The sequence below is a fragment of the Hyphomicrobium denitrificans 1NES1 genome, from assembly GCF_000230975.2.
Lineage (GTDB): Bacteria > Pseudomonadota > Alphaproteobacteria > Rhizobiales > Hyphomicrobiaceae > Hyphomicrobium_B > Hyphomicrobium_B denitrificans_A.
In genome coordinates, this window is the sequence record NC_021172.1 from 1,561,092 (window position 1) to 1,579,005 (window position 17,914).

At 59.5% G+C, this 17,914-nt stretch carries 17 protein-coding genes; 10 read left to right on the forward strand and 7 right to left on the reverse strand.

The annotated features are described in order from the left end of the window. Positions 1-14: 14 nt before the first annotated feature. On the reverse strand, positions 15-680 hold the full coding sequence (locus HYPDE_RS07345) for a DUF2306 domain-containing protein (RefSeq protein ID WP_041320146.1): 666 nt from the start codon (positions 678-680) through the stop codon (positions 15-17). On the opposite strand from HYPDE_RS07345, the gene HYPDE_RS07350 reads away from it, so the two are divergent. From HYPDE_RS07350 to HYPDE_RS07365, 4 genes are all read left to right on the forward strand, one after another. Beyond that, a complete protein-coding gene (locus HYPDE_RS07350; protein WP_015597781.1) occupies positions 679-1,176 on the forward strand; it encodes a hypothetical protein in 498 nt (165 codons plus the stop codon). The two genes, HYPDE_RS07345 and HYPDE_RS07350, sit on opposite strands and share 2 nt — an antisense overlap. After that, positions 1,173-1,688 (forward strand): GNAT family N-acetyltransferase, encoded by a 516-nt coding sequence (locus HYPDE_RS07355; protein WP_015597782.1) that lies wholly within the window; start codon positions 1,173-1,175, stop codon positions 1,686-1,688. Before HYPDE_RS07350 ends, HYPDE_RS07355 begins: the two co-directional genes overlap by 4 nt. 67 nt (positions 1,689-1,755) lie before the next feature. Next, positions 1,756-2,481 carry a hypothetical protein gene (locus HYPDE_RS07360; RefSeq protein WP_015597783.1) on the forward strand — a complete coding sequence of 242 codons (726 nt, stop codon included), beginning with the start codon at positions 1,756-1,758 and terminating at the stop codon, positions 2,479-2,481. 17 nt (positions 2,482-2,498) lie between these two features. Then, on the forward strand, positions 2,499-2,858 hold the full coding sequence (locus tag HYPDE_RS07365; protein ID WP_015597784.1) for a hypothetical protein: 360 nt from the start codon (positions 2,499-2,501) through the stop codon (positions 2,856-2,858). Between the two features lie 138 nt (positions 2,859-2,996). Here HYPDE_RS07365 and HYPDE_RS07370 read toward each other — a convergent pair whose 3' ends face one another. Then, positions 2,997-4,526 (reverse strand): leucyl aminopeptidase, encoded by a 1,530-nt coding sequence (locus HYPDE_RS07370; RefSeq protein WP_015597785.1) that lies wholly within the window; start codon positions 4,524-4,526, stop codon positions 2,997-2,999. 359 nt (positions 4,527-4,885) lie between these two features. Here HYPDE_RS07370 and lptF point away from each other — a divergent pair, with 359 nt between their 5' ends. From lptF to rsmA, 6 genes are all read left to right on the forward strand, one after another. Then, positions 4,886-6,082, forward strand: coding sequence for an LPS export ABC transporter permease LptF (gene lptF / locus HYPDE_RS07375; RefSeq protein WP_041320999.1), 1,197 nt, complete (start codon positions 4,886-4,888; stop codon positions 6,080-6,082). Next, positions 6,079-7,173: an LPS export ABC transporter permease LptG gene (gene lptG / locus HYPDE_RS07380; RefSeq protein WP_015597787.1), complete on the forward strand. Its 1,095-nt coding sequence runs from the start codon at positions 6,079-6,081 to the stop codon at positions 7,171-7,173. The genes lptF and lptG overlap by 4 nt, the downstream gene beginning before the upstream one ends. Positions 7,174-7,176: 3 nt before the next feature. Further along, positions 7,177-9,627 carry an LPS-assembly protein LptD gene (locus tag HYPDE_RS07385; protein WP_041320148.1) on the forward strand — a complete coding sequence of 817 codons (2,451 nt, stop codon included), beginning with the start codon at positions 7,177-7,179 and terminating at the stop codon, positions 9,625-9,627. A 151-nt stretch (positions 9,628-9,778) separates the two neighbouring features. After that, complete coding sequence (locus tag HYPDE_RS07390) at positions 9,779-11,083, forward strand: SurA N-terminal domain-containing protein (protein WP_244437806.1); 1,305 nt, start codon at positions 9,779-9,781, stop codon at positions 11,081-11,083. 2 nt (positions 11,084-11,085) lie between these two features. Further along, entirely contained in the window at positions 11,086-12,132 is a 1,047-nt protein-coding gene (gene pdxA, locus HYPDE_RS07395) for a 4-hydroxythreonine-4-phosphate dehydrogenase PdxA (RefSeq protein ID WP_041320150.1), read from the forward strand. Between the two features lie 5 nt (positions 12,133-12,137). Then, positions 12,138-13,001, forward strand: a complete 864-nt coding sequence (gene rsmA, locus HYPDE_RS07400) for a 16S rRNA (adenine(1518)-N(6)/adenine(1519)-N(6))-dimethyltransferase RsmA (protein ID WP_041320152.1) — start codon at positions 12,138-12,140, stop codon at positions 12,999-13,001. Here rsmA and gmk read toward each other — a convergent pair. From gmk to HYPDE_RS07425, 5 genes are all read right to left on the reverse strand, one after another. Further along, positions 12,998-13,675 (reverse strand): guanylate kinase, encoded by a 678-nt coding sequence (gene gmk / locus HYPDE_RS07405; protein ID WP_015597792.1) that lies wholly within the window; start codon positions 13,673-13,675, stop codon positions 12,998-13,000. The genes rsmA and gmk overlap by 4 nt on opposite strands. Before the next feature lies 1 nt (position 13,676). Continuing rightward, entirely contained in the window at positions 13,677-14,567 is an 891-nt protein-coding gene (locus HYPDE_RS07410; protein WP_015597793.1) for a YicC/YloC family endoribonuclease, read from the reverse strand. A gap of 97 nt (positions 14,568-14,664) precedes the next feature. Then, on the reverse strand, positions 14,665-15,948 hold the full coding sequence (gene mltG / locus HYPDE_RS07415; RefSeq protein ID WP_244437807.1) for an endolytic transglycosylase MltG: 1,284 nt from the start codon (positions 15,946-15,948) through the stop codon (positions 14,665-14,667). A 267-nt stretch (positions 15,949-16,215) separates the two neighbouring features. Continuing rightward, on the reverse strand, positions 16,216-17,478 hold the full coding sequence (gene fabF, locus HYPDE_RS07420; protein ID WP_015597795.1) for a beta-ketoacyl-ACP synthase II: 1,263 nt from the start codon (positions 17,476-17,478) through the stop codon (positions 16,216-16,218). Between the two features lie 140 nt (positions 17,479-17,618). Further along, a complete protein-coding gene (locus HYPDE_RS07425; protein ID WP_013215676.1) occupies positions 17,619-17,861 on the reverse strand; it encodes an acyl carrier protein in 243 nt (80 codons plus the stop codon). Positions 17,862-17,914 lie beyond the last annotated feature (53 nt).

Sequence of the window (17,914 nt, forward strand, 5' to 3'; positions counted from 1 at the left end):
GGGCGACGGTGCGGCTATCGCGACATCAGCTCGGTGATAACGCGTGGCTTCACCAATACGAACGCCAGTGGAGCCATCCAACCAATCCAAGCCGACGCCGCGTAGATCGGTTCGAATGGCAGGTGCAGCGCGGTTGCCGTGCCGGTGATCAGCCGAAACCAGACCGCGCCGGTCGCCACCGCGATCATGGCCACCATCAAGTGCGCGTGGCGACGGATGTCGCGCACTCTGATTGCGACGTAGGCCGATGCGAGCAGGTAAAGCCAGACGAGCCCCTGTACGAAAAACCCGGCGCGCGCCCATGGTGTCGAGTCACTCATGGCGGCGACTGGAAGAGCTGTCAGCCCACCAATCACCACAAAGAAGCCTAACAGCCGGCCAAGCGGTCTGTGAAACTCAGGACGTCTCCTAGCCAGGACGACGACCGGTGCCAACAGAAGCGCCAGCGCCGCAGAGACCATGTGAGCAGGAAAGATGATGGGCGCGCGGCTCGCCAGCTCGAACATCTCGTAGGGCAGCGCGATCAATCCGGCTCCGGACCCGAGCGCGACTACGCCGACAGGTATGATGAGGACGATCGTGATGAAAAATATTGCGACGCGCGCGATCAGTCGGCTGGTTTTGCCGGCGCGAACTTTTCGCAGCGTAGCAGCCGGAACTGTCATAGTAGCGTCGGTCATGGCTCCGGCAATCATCGATTCAAGTTTTGGCCGCTCTGCGGCGGCTGAAACGGCTGGCGAAGCGAAAAGCACGCCAGGGGCGCCGATCTCGTTGGCCGGACGCTGGAGCGGCAAGCGATACGGCTACGGCCGAAGCAAGGCCGAAAGCGATTGCGGGAGCGGATGCACGCTGGCGTATGATTTCGTCGCCTGCAAGGAAGGCTGGTGTGGGATCGCGGTGAAAGACGACAAGACGTGTGGAGCGATCGGCGTGCGGCTCGCATCCAATGCGTCAGGGACCGGCGGCGGCGCCTTCAAGGGACAGCTCGTGCTTGCCAAAGGCTCGGCTCCCTATGCGGTTGAAGCCTGGTATCGGACCGACGACGAAATAGCGAAACTGCATTTCCTCGGCGACACGGGACCCGAACTTCGGATCATGCGCCGTTCGTTTCCGTTTGAAGCGGATCTCGCACGCACGGGAGATGCGGTCTGTACATTGGAGAAAGCTACATCGTGACGGTTGCTTCACTTGTCATTCGTGATGAATTGCCCGCTGACATCGGTGCGATCGAAAACGTCATTGAACGCGCATTTGCCAAGCATCCGCACAGTCAGCAAACCGAGCATCGAATCGTACGGGAGTTGCGGGCCGCTGGAGCGCTTGTCCTGCCAAAGGTCGCGGTGCTGGATAGGGCAGTCGTCGGCTATGCAACATTTTCGCCGGTACGGCTGACACCCGCGCATGGCGGATGGTATGGGCCCGGACCGGTGGCTGTCGGCCCAGAGTTTCACGGGCTCCGGATCGGCTCGGCTCTGATGAGCAAGGAGCTTGAAGCTCTGAAAGGCAAGGGCGCCACTGGATGCGTCGTGCTTGGCGAGCCTCGCTTCTATCGACGGTTCGGATTTGAACGCGAGCCGCGCTTGGCGCTCGAAGGCGTGCCGCCCGAATATTTTCTGGCGCACGTCTTTAAGGGGCCCGCGCCCTCGGCCACTGTTTCATATCATCCGGCGTTCTCGGTCGCTGGCTGACATCAATGGAGTGTCCGAGCCGGGCTTAGTAGTGCTACCCTCTCGTGGGGCAAGGCTCGGGGCGGCGATGTACATCCTCTTCAACGGCCTGATGATGGCGCTGGAGCTGGCGGCGATTTACGGCGTTGCGTGGGCTGGATATACGGCGCCAGTCATCTTCGCCGCCGGTACGGCATTGATCGCGCTCGGTGTCGGGGCGGCACTTGAGATCGCGCGGCTTAAGTATGAATTTCCCTTCTATTTCGACCGCGCGCCCGGCCGGTCGATGATATTGATCGTGGCCGTCGGGGCGCTTGAATCGATCACCAAAGCCGTGCTCGCCGGAGTGGTCGCTTTGCTGACGTTTCTTGGCACCGATCAGGAGCGGCTGAAGATCGTCGCGATTGTTTTTGCCGCGTCCCTGTTTCTCGGCGTGCAGGTCGTGCGCTTCCTGATGGGTCGTCTCAAAGCGCGACCGCTGCGCTGGGGGTATTTCCGGCTTGCCGCTCCGCTCGGTCTTCTGTTTTCGGCGGGGCTGACGTTCTTGCCGGCGCCCGGCATTACGGAGCTTGCGAAGCGCGCGGCATTCGATCTTCCAGCGAAACCTTCGATGGAGCAGGCGAGCGAATTCCTGTTCCTCCTGAAACAGAGCTTCGATGAGATCGTGGTACGAATGCTGTCCTGGGTCTTCGATCCGTCCGTGGCTCAGGCGATCGGCGCAATCGTCTCCGTCAACATGCTGTCGGGGTTCGTGCTGGCGCTTTATGCTGTCTTGATCGCGGAAGGAATAAGAACGCTCGAAAGCCGGGTTTAACAAGCCGAGGCGTCCGCATGCCGCTCGTTCGTGCTCATACGACGCTGATGTTGCCGGAAGCCATCGTGATCGAGAGCTTGCTCGATGCACATGGCATTCGCTTTGCGTTGGCAGGCAAGGACATCATCTCGCAATGTCCACAATTCAAGATCCTGTTCGGCGGCATCAGCTTTCTTGTCGATGAAGCGGATCTCGAAATGGCGAGGGCGCTGATTGCGGATGCCGAGCACGTACCGGGTTATCTGTCGATCGAGAGTGCCGGGTTCGAGCGGTGGCCTGTCCGCAATGCGATCCTGGCGTTCGTCATGCTGATCATCGGCACACCGTTTCCATTCTGGTATCGGGGCCGTGGAAGCCAGAGCGGTCTGAGACCCTAGCCGTAGCCAATCTCAATTTCGCGTAATATATATTATGGAAAATAACTGTGATATGTATTTGTGTTTCAATACGATACGATGACATTAAAAATGTTCAGCCGGTTGGCTGACGACCGGCTGAACATCTGATCCGACAAGCTACTTTTCGCTCTTCTCGTGATGCTCGGCAACGAACCTATCAAGCAGCCGGATGCCCCAGCCTGCACCCCAACTCTGGTTGATATCGTTGCGGCTGCCGTCCATCGCCGTGCCGGCGATGTCGAGATGGCACCAGGGTGTGTCCTTCTGGACGAAGCGCTGCAGGAAGGCGGCAGCAGAAGCGGAACCGCCCCAGCGGCCGCCCGCGTTCTTCATGTCGGCGTTTTTCGAATCCATCATCTTGTCGAACGCCTTGTCGAGCGGCATCCGCCAGAGCTTCTCCCCCGTCGTGCGCGACGCCGATAGAAGCTCGTCCGCTAACTTGTCGTCGTTGACGAACATGCCCGCGTATTCCTTGCCGAGTGCGATCATGATGGCGCCGGTCAGCGTCGCAAGATCGATGACGAGTTTCGGCTTGAACTTCTCCTGCGCGTACCAAAGGACGTCGGCGAGCACGAGCCGTCCTTCGGCATCGGTGTTGATCACCTCGATCGTCTGGCCCGACATCGACGTCACAATATCGCCAGGGCGCGTTGCAGCACCCGACGGCATGTTCTCGACGCAGCCGACGAGGCCGACCGCATTGACGTTCGCCTTGCGCTCGGCGAGCGCATACATCGTCCCGATGACGGCGGCGGCGCCGCCCATATCGCCTTTCATGTCTTCCATGCCGGCAGCGGGCTTGATCGAGATGCCACCCGTATCGAACACGACGCCTTTGCCGACGAAACAAACCGGTTTCTGCTTCTTGGAACCCTTGGCGCCGTTCCACACCATGACGGCGAGGCGCGACGGCCGTGCACTGCCCTGCCCGACGCAGAGGAGCGAGCCCATGCCGAGCTTCTCCATGTCCTTGACATCGAGGATATCGACAGAAACGCCAAATTTTTCGAGAGTTTTCGTCTTCTCCGCAAGTTCGACGGGACCAAGGATGTTGGCCGGTTCGTTGACGAGGTCGCGGGCGAAGTTGACGCCGTTTGCGACCGCTTTCAGCGGATGGAACGCGGCTTTAGCCTTATCGGGATGTGCGACGTGTACAATGAGCTTTTTCAGACCGTCTTTGTCAGCGGTGTCATCATTGGGCTTCTTGGTCAGATATTTCTTGAAGGTGTAGTGGCGCAGAAGTGCGCCCTGCGCGATCAGAGCCGCAACCTGCTCTGCTGACAGATCATTGCTGCCGTCTACGTCGACAATCAGGCTCGCCGCCGATGCCTTGCGTGTCTGGATCGCGCCGAGAATGGCGCCCCCGAGATCGACGTATTGCTGTGCATTGAGAGCACCTTCCTTGCCAAGCCCCGCAACGATCAGACGATCGATCCCGAGCTTTGCCGGCGCCAGAATTTCGATCGTCGCCTTGTACTTGCCTTTGTAATCGGCGGCAGCTGCTGCCTTGCTGATCGAGCTTGCCGACTTCGTTTCGAGTTCGCGCGCCTTGGACCCTAACTCCAGACCTTCGCCGGCCAATATGACTGTCACCGCCTCAGGATCGGCGCTGAGGGATGCGAAGGTAATTTCAAATCGCTCGGACATTTCTGGACAACTCCATCGGGAATGGTTCGCGCGTGTCAAACGCTCGGGTGGACGCAGATGCCGATCCGCGGTCCGGACCCAGCGTCGCCGCGACGCGAGACTACGGTGAGGGCGAAAACTCGTGGCTGAGTAATCCAACTTAGTCGTTCGCGGGGTCATGGCAAGCCGCGTTTTGCGGACTCGCCCCGGTAAACCTCGGATTCGATCTAACACATTGTCTTCTAATATTTATTCAAGCCTTCGAAAGCACCGTCAGCCGAAATTCCGCCACTGTGCTATGGGAGCCGGTATCAAAGGGTACCGGCGCGATTGGCGGCAGGGGCGCCGGGACCGGCGTGGCCGGAGGGGAACGGCGAGCCATGCGAATCTTCTCGAGATATGTGTTTCGTCAGGCTGCCGGATCGTTCCTTCTGATCCTGGTGTCGCTGACGGGTATCGTCTGGATCGCGCTGGCATTGCGCCAGTTCAACGTCGTGACCAGCCAGGGTCAGGACACCTGGATGCTCGTCAAGATGACGTCGCTTGCCGTCCCGAACCTGATGGCGATCATCGCTCCCTTCTCCTACCTCATCGCCGCGCTCCATACGCTCAACCGGCTCAATACCGACAGCGAGCTCATCGTGCTTTCGGCATCGGGTTCGAAAGTGTGGACGGCCGCGCGTCCGCTGTTGCTCCTCGCCTTCCTCGTCAGCATCTTCCTGGCGTTCGTCAGTCACTTTGCGCAGCCGTGGAGCATGCGTCAGTTGCGTGAGTACATGGTACAGGTCCGAAGCAACCTCCTCACTCAGGTCATTCAGCCCGGCCGGTTCACGAGTCCGGAAGCGGGCCTGATGTTCCACATTCGCGACCGCGACGCCGATGGTGAGCTTCTTGGCCTCGTCATGCACGACACGCGCGACAAGGCCCAATCGCAAAGCTACCTCGCCGAGCGCGGCACGCTGGTGAAACAGGACGGCACCGCCTACCTCGTGATGACCAACGGCCACATCATCCGCCGGACGGATGCCGATGGGCCGCCCCAGATCGTTGCCTTCGACAAATACATCGTGGATCTCGATCGCTTCGAACCCCAGGACGCCGGCGCTGGGGAATTGAAGCCGCGCGAGCGATATTTCAGCGAACTCATCAATCCCGGACCCGGCAGCAAGCTTTACCAGACACAACCGGGTCAATTCCGCTCCGAGTTGCATGAGCGGTTTGCAAACCCGCTCTACCCCATTGCGTTCGCATTCCTCATCATTGCGTTCGTTGGGCAAGCTCAATCGACGCGCACGAGCCGCATGCAGAGCCTGGTTCTGACATTCGTCGTAGCCGCGACGTGCCGCCTCGCAGGCCTCGCCCTCACGAATGCAATCGTCCGGAACCCGAGCATGGTGGTCGCGGCCTACGGGTTGCCGATCGGCGCCATTTTCTATTCGCTCATCGTTCTCAAACGCTCGAAGACGCAGCGGTCCGGCCGCGGCATGGTCGACAAGCTCGCTGACGCCGGTGCCTCCCTCTGGGACGCGTTGCGGAGCCGGCTCGGTCCTGAGCGCGCAAAAGGAGCGGCATCATGATCGCGGGTTTTACCCTGTCGCGATACATTGCCCGGATGTTCCTTGTCGCGATCGTGACGACGCTGGCGGTTTGCGCGCTGCTGATCTTCATGATCGATTTTGTCGAACTCCTGCGCATGGCCGGAAAATATGGCGCCGTTCCGGGCACGACCCTGGTTCGCATCGCCCTCCTCCGCCTCCCCGCCTATATCGAGTTTTTGATCGGCTTTGCCGTGCTTGTGGGCAGCATCAGCGCGCTTATCTATTTGAACCGAAAGAGCGAATTAGCCGTTATGCGCGCCGGCGGAATGTCGGTGTGGCAGTTCCTTGGCCCCGGCCTTTTTGTCGGATTGGCTGTCGGCCTTTTCGCAATGGCGGTTTTCAATCCGCTGGCCTCGCACGGCCGCGCCACCTCGGAGAAGCTCTATGCCAAAGCCTTTGGAAACGAAGCCAATCTGTTGCGGTCGCAAGGCGGCGGCTCGTGGATTCGCCAGAACGGTGCCGATGGAGAATCCGTTCTAGGTGCGGCGGCGGCCTCCAACCATGGCCTGACACTGACCGGCGTGCTGGTCTTCGCTTATGACCGTGATGGACATTTCTCCGAACGCATCGATGCGGGTCGTGCGGAGCTCAAGGATGGGTACTGGGAGTTGCAAGACGCCTGGGTTACAAGGCTTGGCCAAGAACCCGAAAAATTCAGCTCCTATCTGCTCTCGACCTACTTAACTCCAGACCGTGTTCAGGAAGCCTTGGGCACCGTCTTCTCGATCTCTTTCTGGGATCTCCCAGAGCTCATCCAAGCAGCTGATAAAGCAAAACTTTCAACCGAGGGATTGCGGGTTCAGTACCAATCCCTTCTCGTTCGCCCGCTGCTGTGCCTCGCAATGGTCCTTTTGGCAGCCACTGTGTCATTGCGGTCATTCCGATCAGGCGGCATCCAGACTATGGTTGCGACAGGGATGGTAGGTGGGGTTGGATTCTTTTTGTTCTCGGAAATTGCAAGACAAATTGGCATCGCCGGACTTGCGCCTGCGTGGGTCGCGGCTTGGGTGCCCGTTGTCTTGGTTCTCGCCATCTCAACGACGGTGCTTTTGCACCAGGAGGACGGTTGAGTGATGCGTGAAGCGCGGACACCGCACGAGGGTTGCGGAAGGTCACGCGAGGGGTCCTGGCGCCGTTCGGCGGCCGGGTTCGCTCGTGCGCTTTTGTGCGTCGTCTTCGCGACACTGTTTACGGTCCATTTTCCCCATTCCGCCCATGCCGCCAAAAAGCAACCCTCCACCTTCGGCAAGGAAAGCATCTTCGGTAAGGTCAACACCCAGGTCGATCACACACAGCCCATGCGATTGCAGGGCGACCAGTTGATTTATGACAAAGCTGGCAACCGCGTGATCGCGCGCGGTAACGTCGAAATCTACTACAACGACAACATTCTGACGGCCGATGAGGTTGTCTACGATCAGGGCGGTGGGACGCTGACCGCAATCGGTAACGTTACCCTGAAGGAGCCGCAAGGCAACGTCATTCGCGCCGACCGCTATACGCTGACGGACGATTTCCGCGATGGTTTTGTCCAATCGCTGTCAGTCGTTTCGCAGGACCAGTCGACGATCACCGCTGATCGCGCTGTGCGCCGGGGCGGCAATGTCAACGAATTCGAGAATGGCCGCTTCACGCCGTGCAAAAGCGATGGCGGAACACCGCCGCTCTGGTGCCTCAGCGCAGCACGCATCATCCACGATGCCGACGCGGCGACGATCACTTACCAGGATGCCTACTTCGAGATCTACGGGCAGCCGGTTTTCTATCTGCCTTACTTCCAGACTCCCGACCCGTCGGTAAAGCGCAAGTCCGGTTTCCTGACGCCGCAATACGGTCACTCGTCGACGCTCGGCTACATCACTGGCATCCCGTACTATTGGGCGATTGCTCCAAACTATGACCTGACGCTCACGCCAACCTATCTCAGCGACCAAGGGTTGTTGATGCAGGCGGAGTGGCGGCACCGGCTTGCGAACGGCCAGTACAATGTCAAGCTTGCCGGCATCGATCAGAACTACCACGACCTTCCAACCGACGGGTCGTCACCCGGAGACATCAAGAACTATGACGGCTTGCGCGGCAGCGTCGAGACGCACGGCGTCTTTTCGCTTTCGAGCTGGTGGAAGTTCGGCTGGGATGTGACGGCCGAGACGGACGATCAGTTCCGCCGCTTCTATAAGCTCGACAGCGTTCTCGTCACCGACCGAGTAAACCAGGTTTACCTGACAGGTCAGTCCGACCGGAACTATTTCAACGCCACCCTTTATCAGTTCCAGGGTCTGCTCAGCACCGACACGCCGCAGACGGAGGGCTACACCCATCCGATCATCAATTATAACTACGTCTTCAACGATCCTGTGCTCGGCGGCGAGCTTAAATGGAACACGAACGTTCTGAGCTTCACACGTGAGGACGGCGCGGTGATCGATCCCCTTACCGGCCAGTCCGCGAATTCAAATATGAATCGTATTGTGACGGAGCTGAAATGGCGGCGCCGCCTGACCGACGCGATCGGTATTAGCTACACGCCGTTCGCGGATGTGCGAGGCGACGCCTACCAATATGACAATTTCAACGATCCTGCGGATGCGACCGCGACGACCCCGGGAACATTCGTCGGCAGCGAAACCGTCACGCGCGGCATCGTCGATGGCGGCATGACGGTGTCCTATCCGTGGGTCGCGAACACCCAGAGCGCCAGCCACATCATCGAGCCGATTGGCCAGATCGTCGTCCACCAGGAAAGTATTCCGCAACGGCAGCTGCCGGACGAAGACGCGCAGAGCCTCGTCTTCGACGATACGAACCTGTTCGCGACTTCGAAGTTCTCAGGCTACGATCGGATCGAAACCGGCACCCGCGCCAACGTGGGCCTGCAATATACCTTCCAATCCCACGACGGTGGCTATGCTCGCTTCCTCGCCGGCGAGAGCTACCACCTGTCGGGCGACAACATCTATTTGAACCCAGGCCGCGATGCGGACGGCAACTTCATCTACACGCCAGTGAGCGGTCTCGAAACCACGCGGTCCGATTACGTGCTCGGTGTCTATCTGGCTCCGATCGATGAATTCAGGATCATTTCGCAAAGCCGCTTCGACCAGGGCAACTTCGACCTCAGACGTGAAGACGCGGCGATGGTCTTCAATTTCGGCCCGCTATCGACGCAGGTTGGATATAGCTACAATAACGACACGATACTCGTTGATCCCACGGATCCGGATCCGACACAGCAGGAGCTTCTCGCGTCTGCGACTCTGCGGCTCACGGACCGCTGGAGCGTCGGCGGCATGACCCGCTACGACATCGATACCGGCGATCTTCGCTACGATAGCGTTCAAATCAAGTATGCCGATGAATGCTTCGCGCTCACCGCCTCCTACATCGAGTCGAACTACACCGAGCAAACCATCGAAGCCGACCGCACATTCATGCTACGCTTCGAATTAAAGCATCTCGGCGATTTTGCCGCCAAGACCGACGCCTTGGACTTCAACCTGGGTGGCGATGAGCGTGTAAACTGACACCGGGCGCAACCCCGGGCGAAAATGGGCCGGATTTTGGCCACTCTTGATGTGGATAAGCTCCAGGGAACAGGCGCGCCTGCAGTATTCTGCAGGCTTGAGCGATTCGACAGTGGACCCCCTAAGGATGCCGTTTTCGCAAGATAGCAGCTTGTCGTTGATTTTCCGGCTGGTACGGGTTTTCGTCGCCGCGGGACTTCTCGCTGTGCTCTGGACGTTGCCCGTTTTGGCGCAGGGCGGCACCGTTGCCGTAACCGGGGACGGAACTGGCGGGCTGTTTGGAGCCCCCGCAGTCGGCAATTCAGATAAGACCGGCGACAAGGCAGCGGATAAGAAGGGTCATAAAAAGTCGGCTCCCGCGGCAAAGAACAAAGATACCGAGACGGCAAGCCGCAACCCGATATCGTCCGATCCGATAGGCGGCGAGAACGTGATCGAGGTTCTCGTCAACGATGAACCGATCACGGGCTTTGAAGTCGATCGGCGCGCTACACTGCTCAGCGGCGCTAGCGTACAGTCGCAGGCCAAGGCCAATTTCGAAGCCATCGTCAAGAATCCGAAGACGACGGAACGTCTGAAGGCCATCCTCAATCAGGTGGTGCAAGCCAACCAAGGCAAGCCGCGCGATGTAATCATCGACATCTTCGAGAAGAAAAAGAAAGAATTCGGCATGACCTTGCAGCGCGAGGCGTTCGAGAGCGCCCGTAAGGCGGCATTGCCGGCCGTCAAAAAACAGGCGATTGAGGAACTTATCGACGAACGGCTGAAGCTGCAGGAAGCAAAGAAACAGAGCGTGACGATCGAGGACGCGGAAGTGAATCGCGTCCTGACCGGCATCGCCGAGCGCAATAAGATGACCCTCGATCAGTTCACCAAGCAGATCGGCGGCAGTATCGACCCGATGAAGAACCGCATACGCGCTGCGCTTTCATGGAACGAGGTCGTGCGGCGGCGCTTCGGGCCTCTCATCAGCGTCAATACCAAAGACGTCGATAAGCTGGTGGCAGCGGCGACCGACACTCCCCAGGACGATGTCGAGTTGCAGATCCAGCGTGTCCGAATTATGCTTCCGAAGAAGATGGAAGAACACGGGATCGCGCTGCGTATCGAGGAAGCGGAAAAAGTCCGGTCGCGATTTACTGACTGCAAGTCCACGGCGGCCGCGGCGACCGGCATTCCGGGCGCTAAATTTGAGGCCATCGGCAAAAGGAAGTCCTCGACGCTGCCCGAGCCCACTCGTACATTATTGCTAAATGCCAGCGACGGAGAAATGTTGCCGCCGACTGTCGGCGACGGCGCCGTCGAGCTTTACGTTGTCTGCGGTCGCGATTCCGTCAAAACCGTCGAGGACAAGCGCACACAGGCCGAGGGCGAGTTGAAACAGAAAGAGTTCGAGGTCATGGCCAAGCGCTACCTCAAAGATCTTCGCGAAGACGCTCACATCGAGTATCGTTGAACATGGCCGCTCACGCGAGCGCGCGGCAACCTCCTCTCGCACTGACGATGGGCGACCCTGCAGGGATTGGGCCGGAAATTGCCATTCGCGCTTGGCGCGACCGGCACAACAGCACCCTTCCACCTTTTGCCGTTTATGCCGATTTCAAACTGATGCGTGCGACGTGCAGTTCGCTCGCCCTCCACTGCGATGTCGTTTCCGCTCCGGATGCCGTCGCTGCGGCTGACGTGTTCCCGCATGCTCTGCCGGTTGTCGACGTTCCCCTCGTCCGCTCGGCGGAAGCAGGTGTTCCCGATTCATGCAATGGTCCTGCGGTCATTCTTGCAATCAGGCGCGCCGTCGAAGCGGTCGCCGCGAGCAAGGCATCTGCGGTCGTTACGAACCCGATCGCGAAGTCCGTTCTTTACGACGCGGGATTCCAGTACGCGGGGCACACTGAATTCCTGGGCGCTCTCGCCAAGGAATTCTGGCCGGCAGAGCCAAACAATCCCGTTATGATGTTGGCCTCTCGCGATCTCCGGGTCGTGCCGGTAACGATCCACGTGCCGCTCAAATCCGTGCCTTCGTTGCTGACGACGGAAAAAATCATCGAGACTGCGCGTGTCGTCGCAGCCGCGTTGAAGCGTGATTTCGCAATCGCGGAGCCTCGCCTCGTCGTAACTGGCCTCAACCCTCATGCAGGCGAGGATGGCGCGCTTGGCAACGAAGATCGCGATATCATCGCGCCGGCGATCGCGGCGTTGCAATCGGAAGGCATCAGCGCAACAGGTCCTCACTCTGCCGACACCCTGTTTCATGCCGCGGCGCGCGAGACGTACGATGCTGCGATTGCCATGTACCACGACCAAGCGCTGATCCCGATCAAGACACTGGCGTTCGATTCTGGCGTGAACGTCACGCTCGGGTTGCCGTTCGTCAGAACATCGCCCGATCACGGGACGGCATTCGGCATCGCCGGCAAGGGCATCGCATCGCCGGTCAGCCTAATCGCGGCGTTGCAACTCGCTGCAGAGATGAGTGAGCGGCGAGCGCGCTCGAATACACCGTGAAACCCATGGCGGCTCCCGACGGCCTTCCGCCTCTTCGCGACGTAATCGAGCGCCATGGACTTGCGGCGAAGAAATCGCTTGGGCAGAATTTTCTTCTCGATCTCAATCTGACCCGCAAGATTGCGCGCGCCGCGGGCGATATCGCCAACAGCACTATCGTCGAAATCGGTCCCGGACCCGGCGGTTTGACACGAGCACTCCTCATGGAAGGCGCCAAGCAGGTCATTGCGATTGAGCGCGACGACCGATGCCTGGCGGCGCTCGACGACATTGCGGCTCGATATCCCGGACGGCTCCAAGTTCATTCTGGCGATGCCCTGGAGATCGATTGGACAAAGCTTATCGCCGGCGCGCATCCGGTTACGATCGCGGCTAACCTTCCCTACAATATCGCGTCGCTCCTTCTCGTCGGATGGCTTGAGACGGAGCCTTGGCCGCCATGGTTCGACCGCATGGTGCTGATGTTCCAGCGAGAGGTCGCCGAACGCATCATCGCCGCGCCACATACGAAAGCCTATGGCCGCCTTTCCGTGCTCGCACAATGGCGAACGCAGGCAAAAATCGTCATCAATCTGCCTCCCGAAGCTTTCACGCCACCGCCGAAAGTTGCATCAGCCGTCGTCGATTTTCGGCCTGTCCCTACGCCGGACCCGCCGTGCCGCGTCTCCACGCTCGCCCGTGTTACGGCCGCGGCGTTTGGGCAGCGCCGGAAAATGTTGCGTTCGAGCCTGAAGCAACTGACGCCGATGGCCGAGCTTCTTCTGCGCGAAGCCGGGATCGCGCCTGAGCGCCGTGCAGAAGATCTTTCGGTGGAGGAATTCGTGCGCCTCGCCGCGATCTTCGATCGAGGCGATTGGGAACGACCCTAGAGCACCGCTTGCATGTCGCGCACGAAGTCGGAAAGCCCGAGAAGTCGGGCACGCTTCAAACGCTCGGCCGTCAGAATGGCATGCGCTGCGGCGACGCTTCGCTCAAGCTCCGTGTTAACGATCACGTAGTCGTATTCCGGCCAATGGCTGATTTCGGAGGATGCCGCGGCCATCCGCCGAGCAACCGTTTCAGCGGAATCCTGCGCGCGCGATTTCAGGCGGTCTTCAAGCACACCGCCGGACGGCGGCAGCACGAAAACGCGAACCACGTCGTTCGGCAGTTTTTCGGAGAGCTGCTGAGCGCCCTGCCAGTCAATATCGAACAGGACGTCTTTCCCAGCGTGTATGGTATCTTCGACCAGCGCACGCGGTGTGCCGTAATGATTGTCGAAGACGCGCGCCCATTCGAGTAGCTCGCCTCGCGACTTCATCATCTCGAATTTATCACGATCAACGAAATGATAATCGACGCCATCGCGTTCGCCAGGGCGCGGTGCCCGTGTCGTGACAGAGACGGACATCTCAATATTGCTGTCGACGGCAAGCAACCGGCGAGCCAGCGTCGTCTTGCCGGCACCAGAGGGCGACGAGATGATGTAGAGAAGACCCCGCCGCGCGATGTGCGGTTCGATTATCACGATGTTCTCAGGTTTTTTGGGTGTCTCGGCTGACATTCTATTCGACGTTTTGCACCTGTTCGCGAAATTGGTCGATGACTGTCTTGAGTTGCAGGCCAAGCCGCGTGATGTCGACGGCATTCGCCTTCGAGCAAAGTGTGTTGGCCTCGCGGTTGAATTCCTGAGCGAGAAAATCGAGCTTCCGGCCGACAGCTCCGCGTTCAACCAGAATGTCGCGCGCCGCCGCGACGTGGGCCGACAGGCGCTGTAATTCCTCTTCGACGTCGGCCCGTGTCGCGATCAGCACGGCTTCCTGATGAAGGCGATGGTCATCCAACGTCGTCGTAGCATCGACGAGGCGAGCGATGGCATCTTTCAAGCGGCTCATGATCGCTTCCGGCGCTCGCGACGGAGAAGCCCGAACACTTGCTGCCAACTGGTCGATCTGCGCGATCTGTTCCCTGATGATTTCCCCAAGACGCGCGCCTTCCACACGGCGTGCTTCGGCAAGCTTGTCGAGTGCAGCCTCGAGGCTTTGCGTGATCGTCTTTTCGCGCGCCATGCGGGCGGTCACATCTTCAGGCGCTTGGTCGGACATCTCAAGCACGCCCTTGATCATCAACAGCTGAGCTGCATCGGGCTTTGCTGCGCCGCTTAACGTCGACACACGATCTGCTGCCTTGATGACGTCCTGAAGCACCTGCTCGTTCAAACGAATGGCGCCGTTTGTCTGCTGCTTCTCAATCGAAAGGGACAGAGAAACGTTACCCCGCGCGAAGCGTTTGGCGACGGCATCGCGCGCCGGAATCTCGATTGCCTCGTAACCCGAAGGCAGGCGCAGGCGTACATCGAGCCCGCGCCCGTTTACGCTCCGTGCTTCCCAGATCCAGCTCAAGCCGTCGGTTGAACCATCAGCGCGGGCAAAACCGGTCATGCTGGAGATTGTCATCGAGAATGGTCCTGCCTGGACTTTTACGAGGCGCGCAACTTAACGGGTCGAGCCGAATACGCCAACCCGAACCGGCAAAACCGTCCGTCTTTCTGGGTTACTGCTTCTTCGGCTTGCGGACCGGAGGGGGAATATCGGCGGTCTCCGTTGCCGTCCCTGCCGCCTGATCCGATGCAGCGGCATCCGTTGCGCTGCCATCGCCACTCCCGGCTCCGCCTGGCGGCGCCTGATTTTGGGCGGCTTTGGCGTTTTTACGCGCCTGCTGGACGGCTTTTCCCTTGCGTGCCTGGTCCTTAGAGGCTGCATCCGACTTGGCTTGCGGGATCGGTGCGCTGCTATCGTCCTGCTTGGCGGCGTCTGCATCGTCCGCCTGTTTGGTTTTCTGTTTCTCGACCTCACGCCATTTCTGGACGGCCGTATTGTGTTCCTTCAGCGTCTCTGAGAACGCGTGCCCCCCCGTGCCGTCGGCAACAAAATAGAGGTCCGAGGTCTTTGCAGGGTGCAATGCGGCCTGCAGTGCGGACTTTCCGGGATTGCATATCGGTCCAGGCGGCAGACCGTTGATCTGATATGTGTTGTAGGGCGACTTCGTCTCGATATCGGACTTCGTGATTCCGCGCCCGAGCGCACCCTGCCCGCCGACGATGCCGTAGACAATCGTCGGATCGGATTGCAACCGCATTCCCTTTTTCAGACGATTGTAGAAAACGGCGGCGACGCGATCCCGCTCATCCGCGCGGCCGGTTTCTTTTTCGACGATAGACGCAAACGTAACCAATTCTGCAGACGACTTGATCGGCAGTTCCGGATCGCGGCTCTCCCACAGCGTACTGATCGCCTTCTCCATTTCTGCCTGCATGCGATCAAGGATCTCCTGACGCGGCGTGCCCTTTGAGAAATAATAGGTATCCGGCAAGAGAGACCCTTCCGGCGGAACCCTGGTGACCTCTCCACTGAGACTCGGTTCGGCCTTCAACCGCTCAACGATCTGTTCGCTTGTCAGGCCTTCCGGCAGCGTCGCCTTGTATAGGATCGACTTACCCTCGGAGAGGGTCTCGATCACATCGCGTATGGATGCGTGCTCCTTGATTTCATATTCGCCGGCTTTCAGTTCCCCGTTCTTTTTGCGCCCGAAGAAATTCTGCAGCAGGTGACCGCCAACGAACGTCCAGCGATTGGAGATGATGCCATCTTTCTCAAGCCGTTCCGCGATGGCGATGCGCCCCTCGCCTTTAGGAATGACCACGACGCGCGGTGCGTCGAGAGGACCGGGGCTTTCGTACTGATTGTAGATCGTGAACGAGATGCCGCCCACGAGCAGCATGAAAATCAGAGAAACGGTCAGTACGCCGCTGATCACCCGAGCGATGGTAGAAAACACGCGCGACGGCTCACGCGCATCGAGGCCGCGCGGCCGTCTTGGCGCACGGCCAGGTTCAAGGCGTTCGGCCGGGCTTCGTGCTCCGGCGGTGCGAGCAGTCTTGCTCCCGTCCGGGCGTCGTCTGTGCTGACTCATGTTACTGCGAACGTTGTCCCTTGAAGAAGCGGCAGCGAGCGATTGAGGATAACTCAATCACGCCGCTTCATCAGCCCACCCCGGGCGGACGCTCAACGTAAAATGTGGCGAAACAGCGAATTTCGACGGTGTTTAGGCCGCTCTTCGCAGAACAAGGCACGCGTTGGTGCCGCCAAAGCCGAAGGAGTTCGACAGCGCGATATTGATGTCGCGCTTTTTCGGCACGTGCGGCACGAGATCGATTGCCGTTTCAACCGATGGCGCATCGAGGTTGAGCGTCGGAGGAGCAACGTTATCACGAATGGCAAGGGTCGAGAAAATGGTCTCGACCGCACCCGCGGCACCCAGAAGATGACCGATCGCCGATTTCGTCGATGACATGGCCAGTTTGCCGGCCGTGTTGCCAAACAAGCGTTCAACCGCCTTGAGCTCGATCTCATCGCCCATCGGCGTCGACGTGCCGTGAGCGTTGATATAGTCGATCTCGCTCGGCGAAACGGAGGCACGGGCGAGCGCCATTTTCATACACCGGTAGGCGCCGTCGCCGTCTTCAGCGGGCGCCGTAATGTGGAACGCGTCGGCCGACATGCCATAACCGATCACCTCGGCATGGATCGTTGCGCCGCGCGCCTTGGCGTGCTCGTAGCTTTCGAGAACGACGACACCGGCGCCCTCGCCCATCACGAACCCGTCGCGATCCTTGTCGTAGGGTCGCGAAGCCTTCGTCGGCGTATCGTTGAAGCCGGTCGACAGCGCGCGACACGCGGCAAATCCCGCCATCGCTATCCTGCAAATCGGACTCTCCGATCCGCCCGCGACCATCACGTCGGCGTCGTCGAGCGCGATGATGCGCGCTGCATCGCCGATCGCATGCGTGCCCGTGGCACAAGCGGTAACGACAGCATTATTCGGACCGCGCAGGTTGTGCTTGATCGAGACGTAGCCGCCGGCGAGATTGATCAGCCGCCCCGGGATGAAGAACGGAGAGACGCGGCGCGGGCCTTTTTCTTTGAGCAGGATCGACGTGTCGGCGATACCCGACAGCCCACCGATGCCAGAGCCGATCAAAACGCCGGCGCGCTCCTGGGCTTCGGTACTGTCGAATTTCAGACCCGAATCCCGAATGGCCTGATCTGCGGCCGCAACGGCATAAATAATGAAGTCGTCGACCTTGCGCTGCTCCTTCGGCTCCATCCAATCATCCGGATTGAACTTGCCTTCTGCCGTCGCGCCGCGCGGGATAAAATTGGCGATCTGGCAGGTAATGTCGGAGACCTCAAACTCCTCGACGCGGCGCGCGCCGCTTTGCCCTGCGAGCAGATTTTTCCAGGCTGACTCAACACCGCAGCCAACGGGGGACACGATACCCATTCCTGTGATGACAACTCGGCGCATGACGTCTTCTTGTTTTGCGGTTGGACTTGAATATCGGTCGCAATCAGCGTGTGAAGGGGGCCGGTTAACCCAGCCCCCTTTCTAATTCAACCCAATTGGCGCCAGTCGCTGCGCCTCAAGACTGTGGATGAACGAGGCCCTCAGGCCGCGCTGGCGTTCTTCTCCAGAAACTTTACAGCATCGCCGACGGTGAGGATGTGCTCAGCGGCATCATCGGGGATCTCGCATCCGAATTCTTCTTCGAACGCCATCACCAGTTCAACCGTATCCAAGCTATCCGCGCCAAGATCGTCGATGAAGCTGGCGTTGTCCGTGACCTTGTCTGCCTCGACGCCAAGATGCTCTACGACAATTTTCTTCACGCGCTCTGCAACATCGCTCATCGTAAATCCTCGTGTCTTTCTATTATTCGGCGTGCCTCAATGGCCCGCTCCGT

Bases quoted from the DNA above. Each gene is read 5' to 3' on its own strand.
- HYPDE_RS07350 (WP_015597781.1), top strand. From the start codon at position 679: ATGGCTCCGGCAATCATCGATTCAAGTTTTGGCCGCTCTGCGGCGGCT.
- HYPDE_RS07345 (WP_041320146.1), bottom strand. From the start codon at position 680: ATGACCGACGCTACTATGACAGTTCCGGCTGCTACGCTGCGAAAAGTT.
- HYPDE_RS07360 (WP_015597783.1), top strand. From the start codon at position 1,756: ATGTACATCCTCTTCAACGGCCTGATGATGGCGCTGGAGCTGGCGGCG.
- HYPDE_RS07365 (WP_015597784.1), top strand. From the start codon at position 2,499: ATGCCGCTCGTTCGTGCTCATACGACGCTGATGTTGCCGGAAGCCATC.
- HYPDE_RS07370 (WP_015597785.1), bottom strand. From the start codon at position 4,526: ATGTCCGAGCGATTTGAAATTACCTTCGCATCCCTCAGCGCCGATCCT.
- lptF (WP_041320999.1), top strand. From the start codon at position 4,886: ATGCGAATCTTCTCGAGATATGTGTTTCGTCAGGCTGCCGGATCGTTC.
- lptG (WP_015597787.1), top strand. From the start codon at position 6,079: ATGATCGCGGGTTTTACCCTGTCGCGATACATTGCCCGGATGTTCCTT.
- HYPDE_RS07385 (WP_041320148.1), top strand. From the start codon at position 7,177: ATGCGTGAAGCGCGGACACCGCACGAGGGTTGCGGAAGGTCACGCGAG.
- pdxA (WP_041320150.1), top strand. From the start codon at position 11,086: ATGGCCGCTCACGCGAGCGCGCGGCAACCTCCTCTCGCACTGACGATG.
- rsmA (WP_041320152.1), top strand. From the start codon at position 12,138: ATGGCGGCTCCCGACGGCCTTCCGCCTCTTCGCGACGTAATCGAGCGC.
- gmk (WP_015597792.1), bottom strand. From the start codon at position 13,675: ATGTCAGCCGAGACACCCAAAAAACCTGAGAACATCGTGATAATCGAA.
- HYPDE_RS07410 (WP_015597793.1), bottom strand. From the start codon at position 14,567: ATGACAATCTCCAGCATGACCGGTTTTGCCCGCGCTGATGGTTCAACC.
- fabF (WP_015597795.1), bottom strand. From the start codon at position 17,478: ATGCGCCGAGTTGTCATCACAGGAATGGGTATCGTGTCCCCCGTTGGC.
- HYPDE_RS07425 (WP_013215676.1), bottom strand. From the start codon at position 17,861: ATGAGCGATGTTGCAGAGCGCGTGAAGAAAATTGTCGTAGAGCATCTT.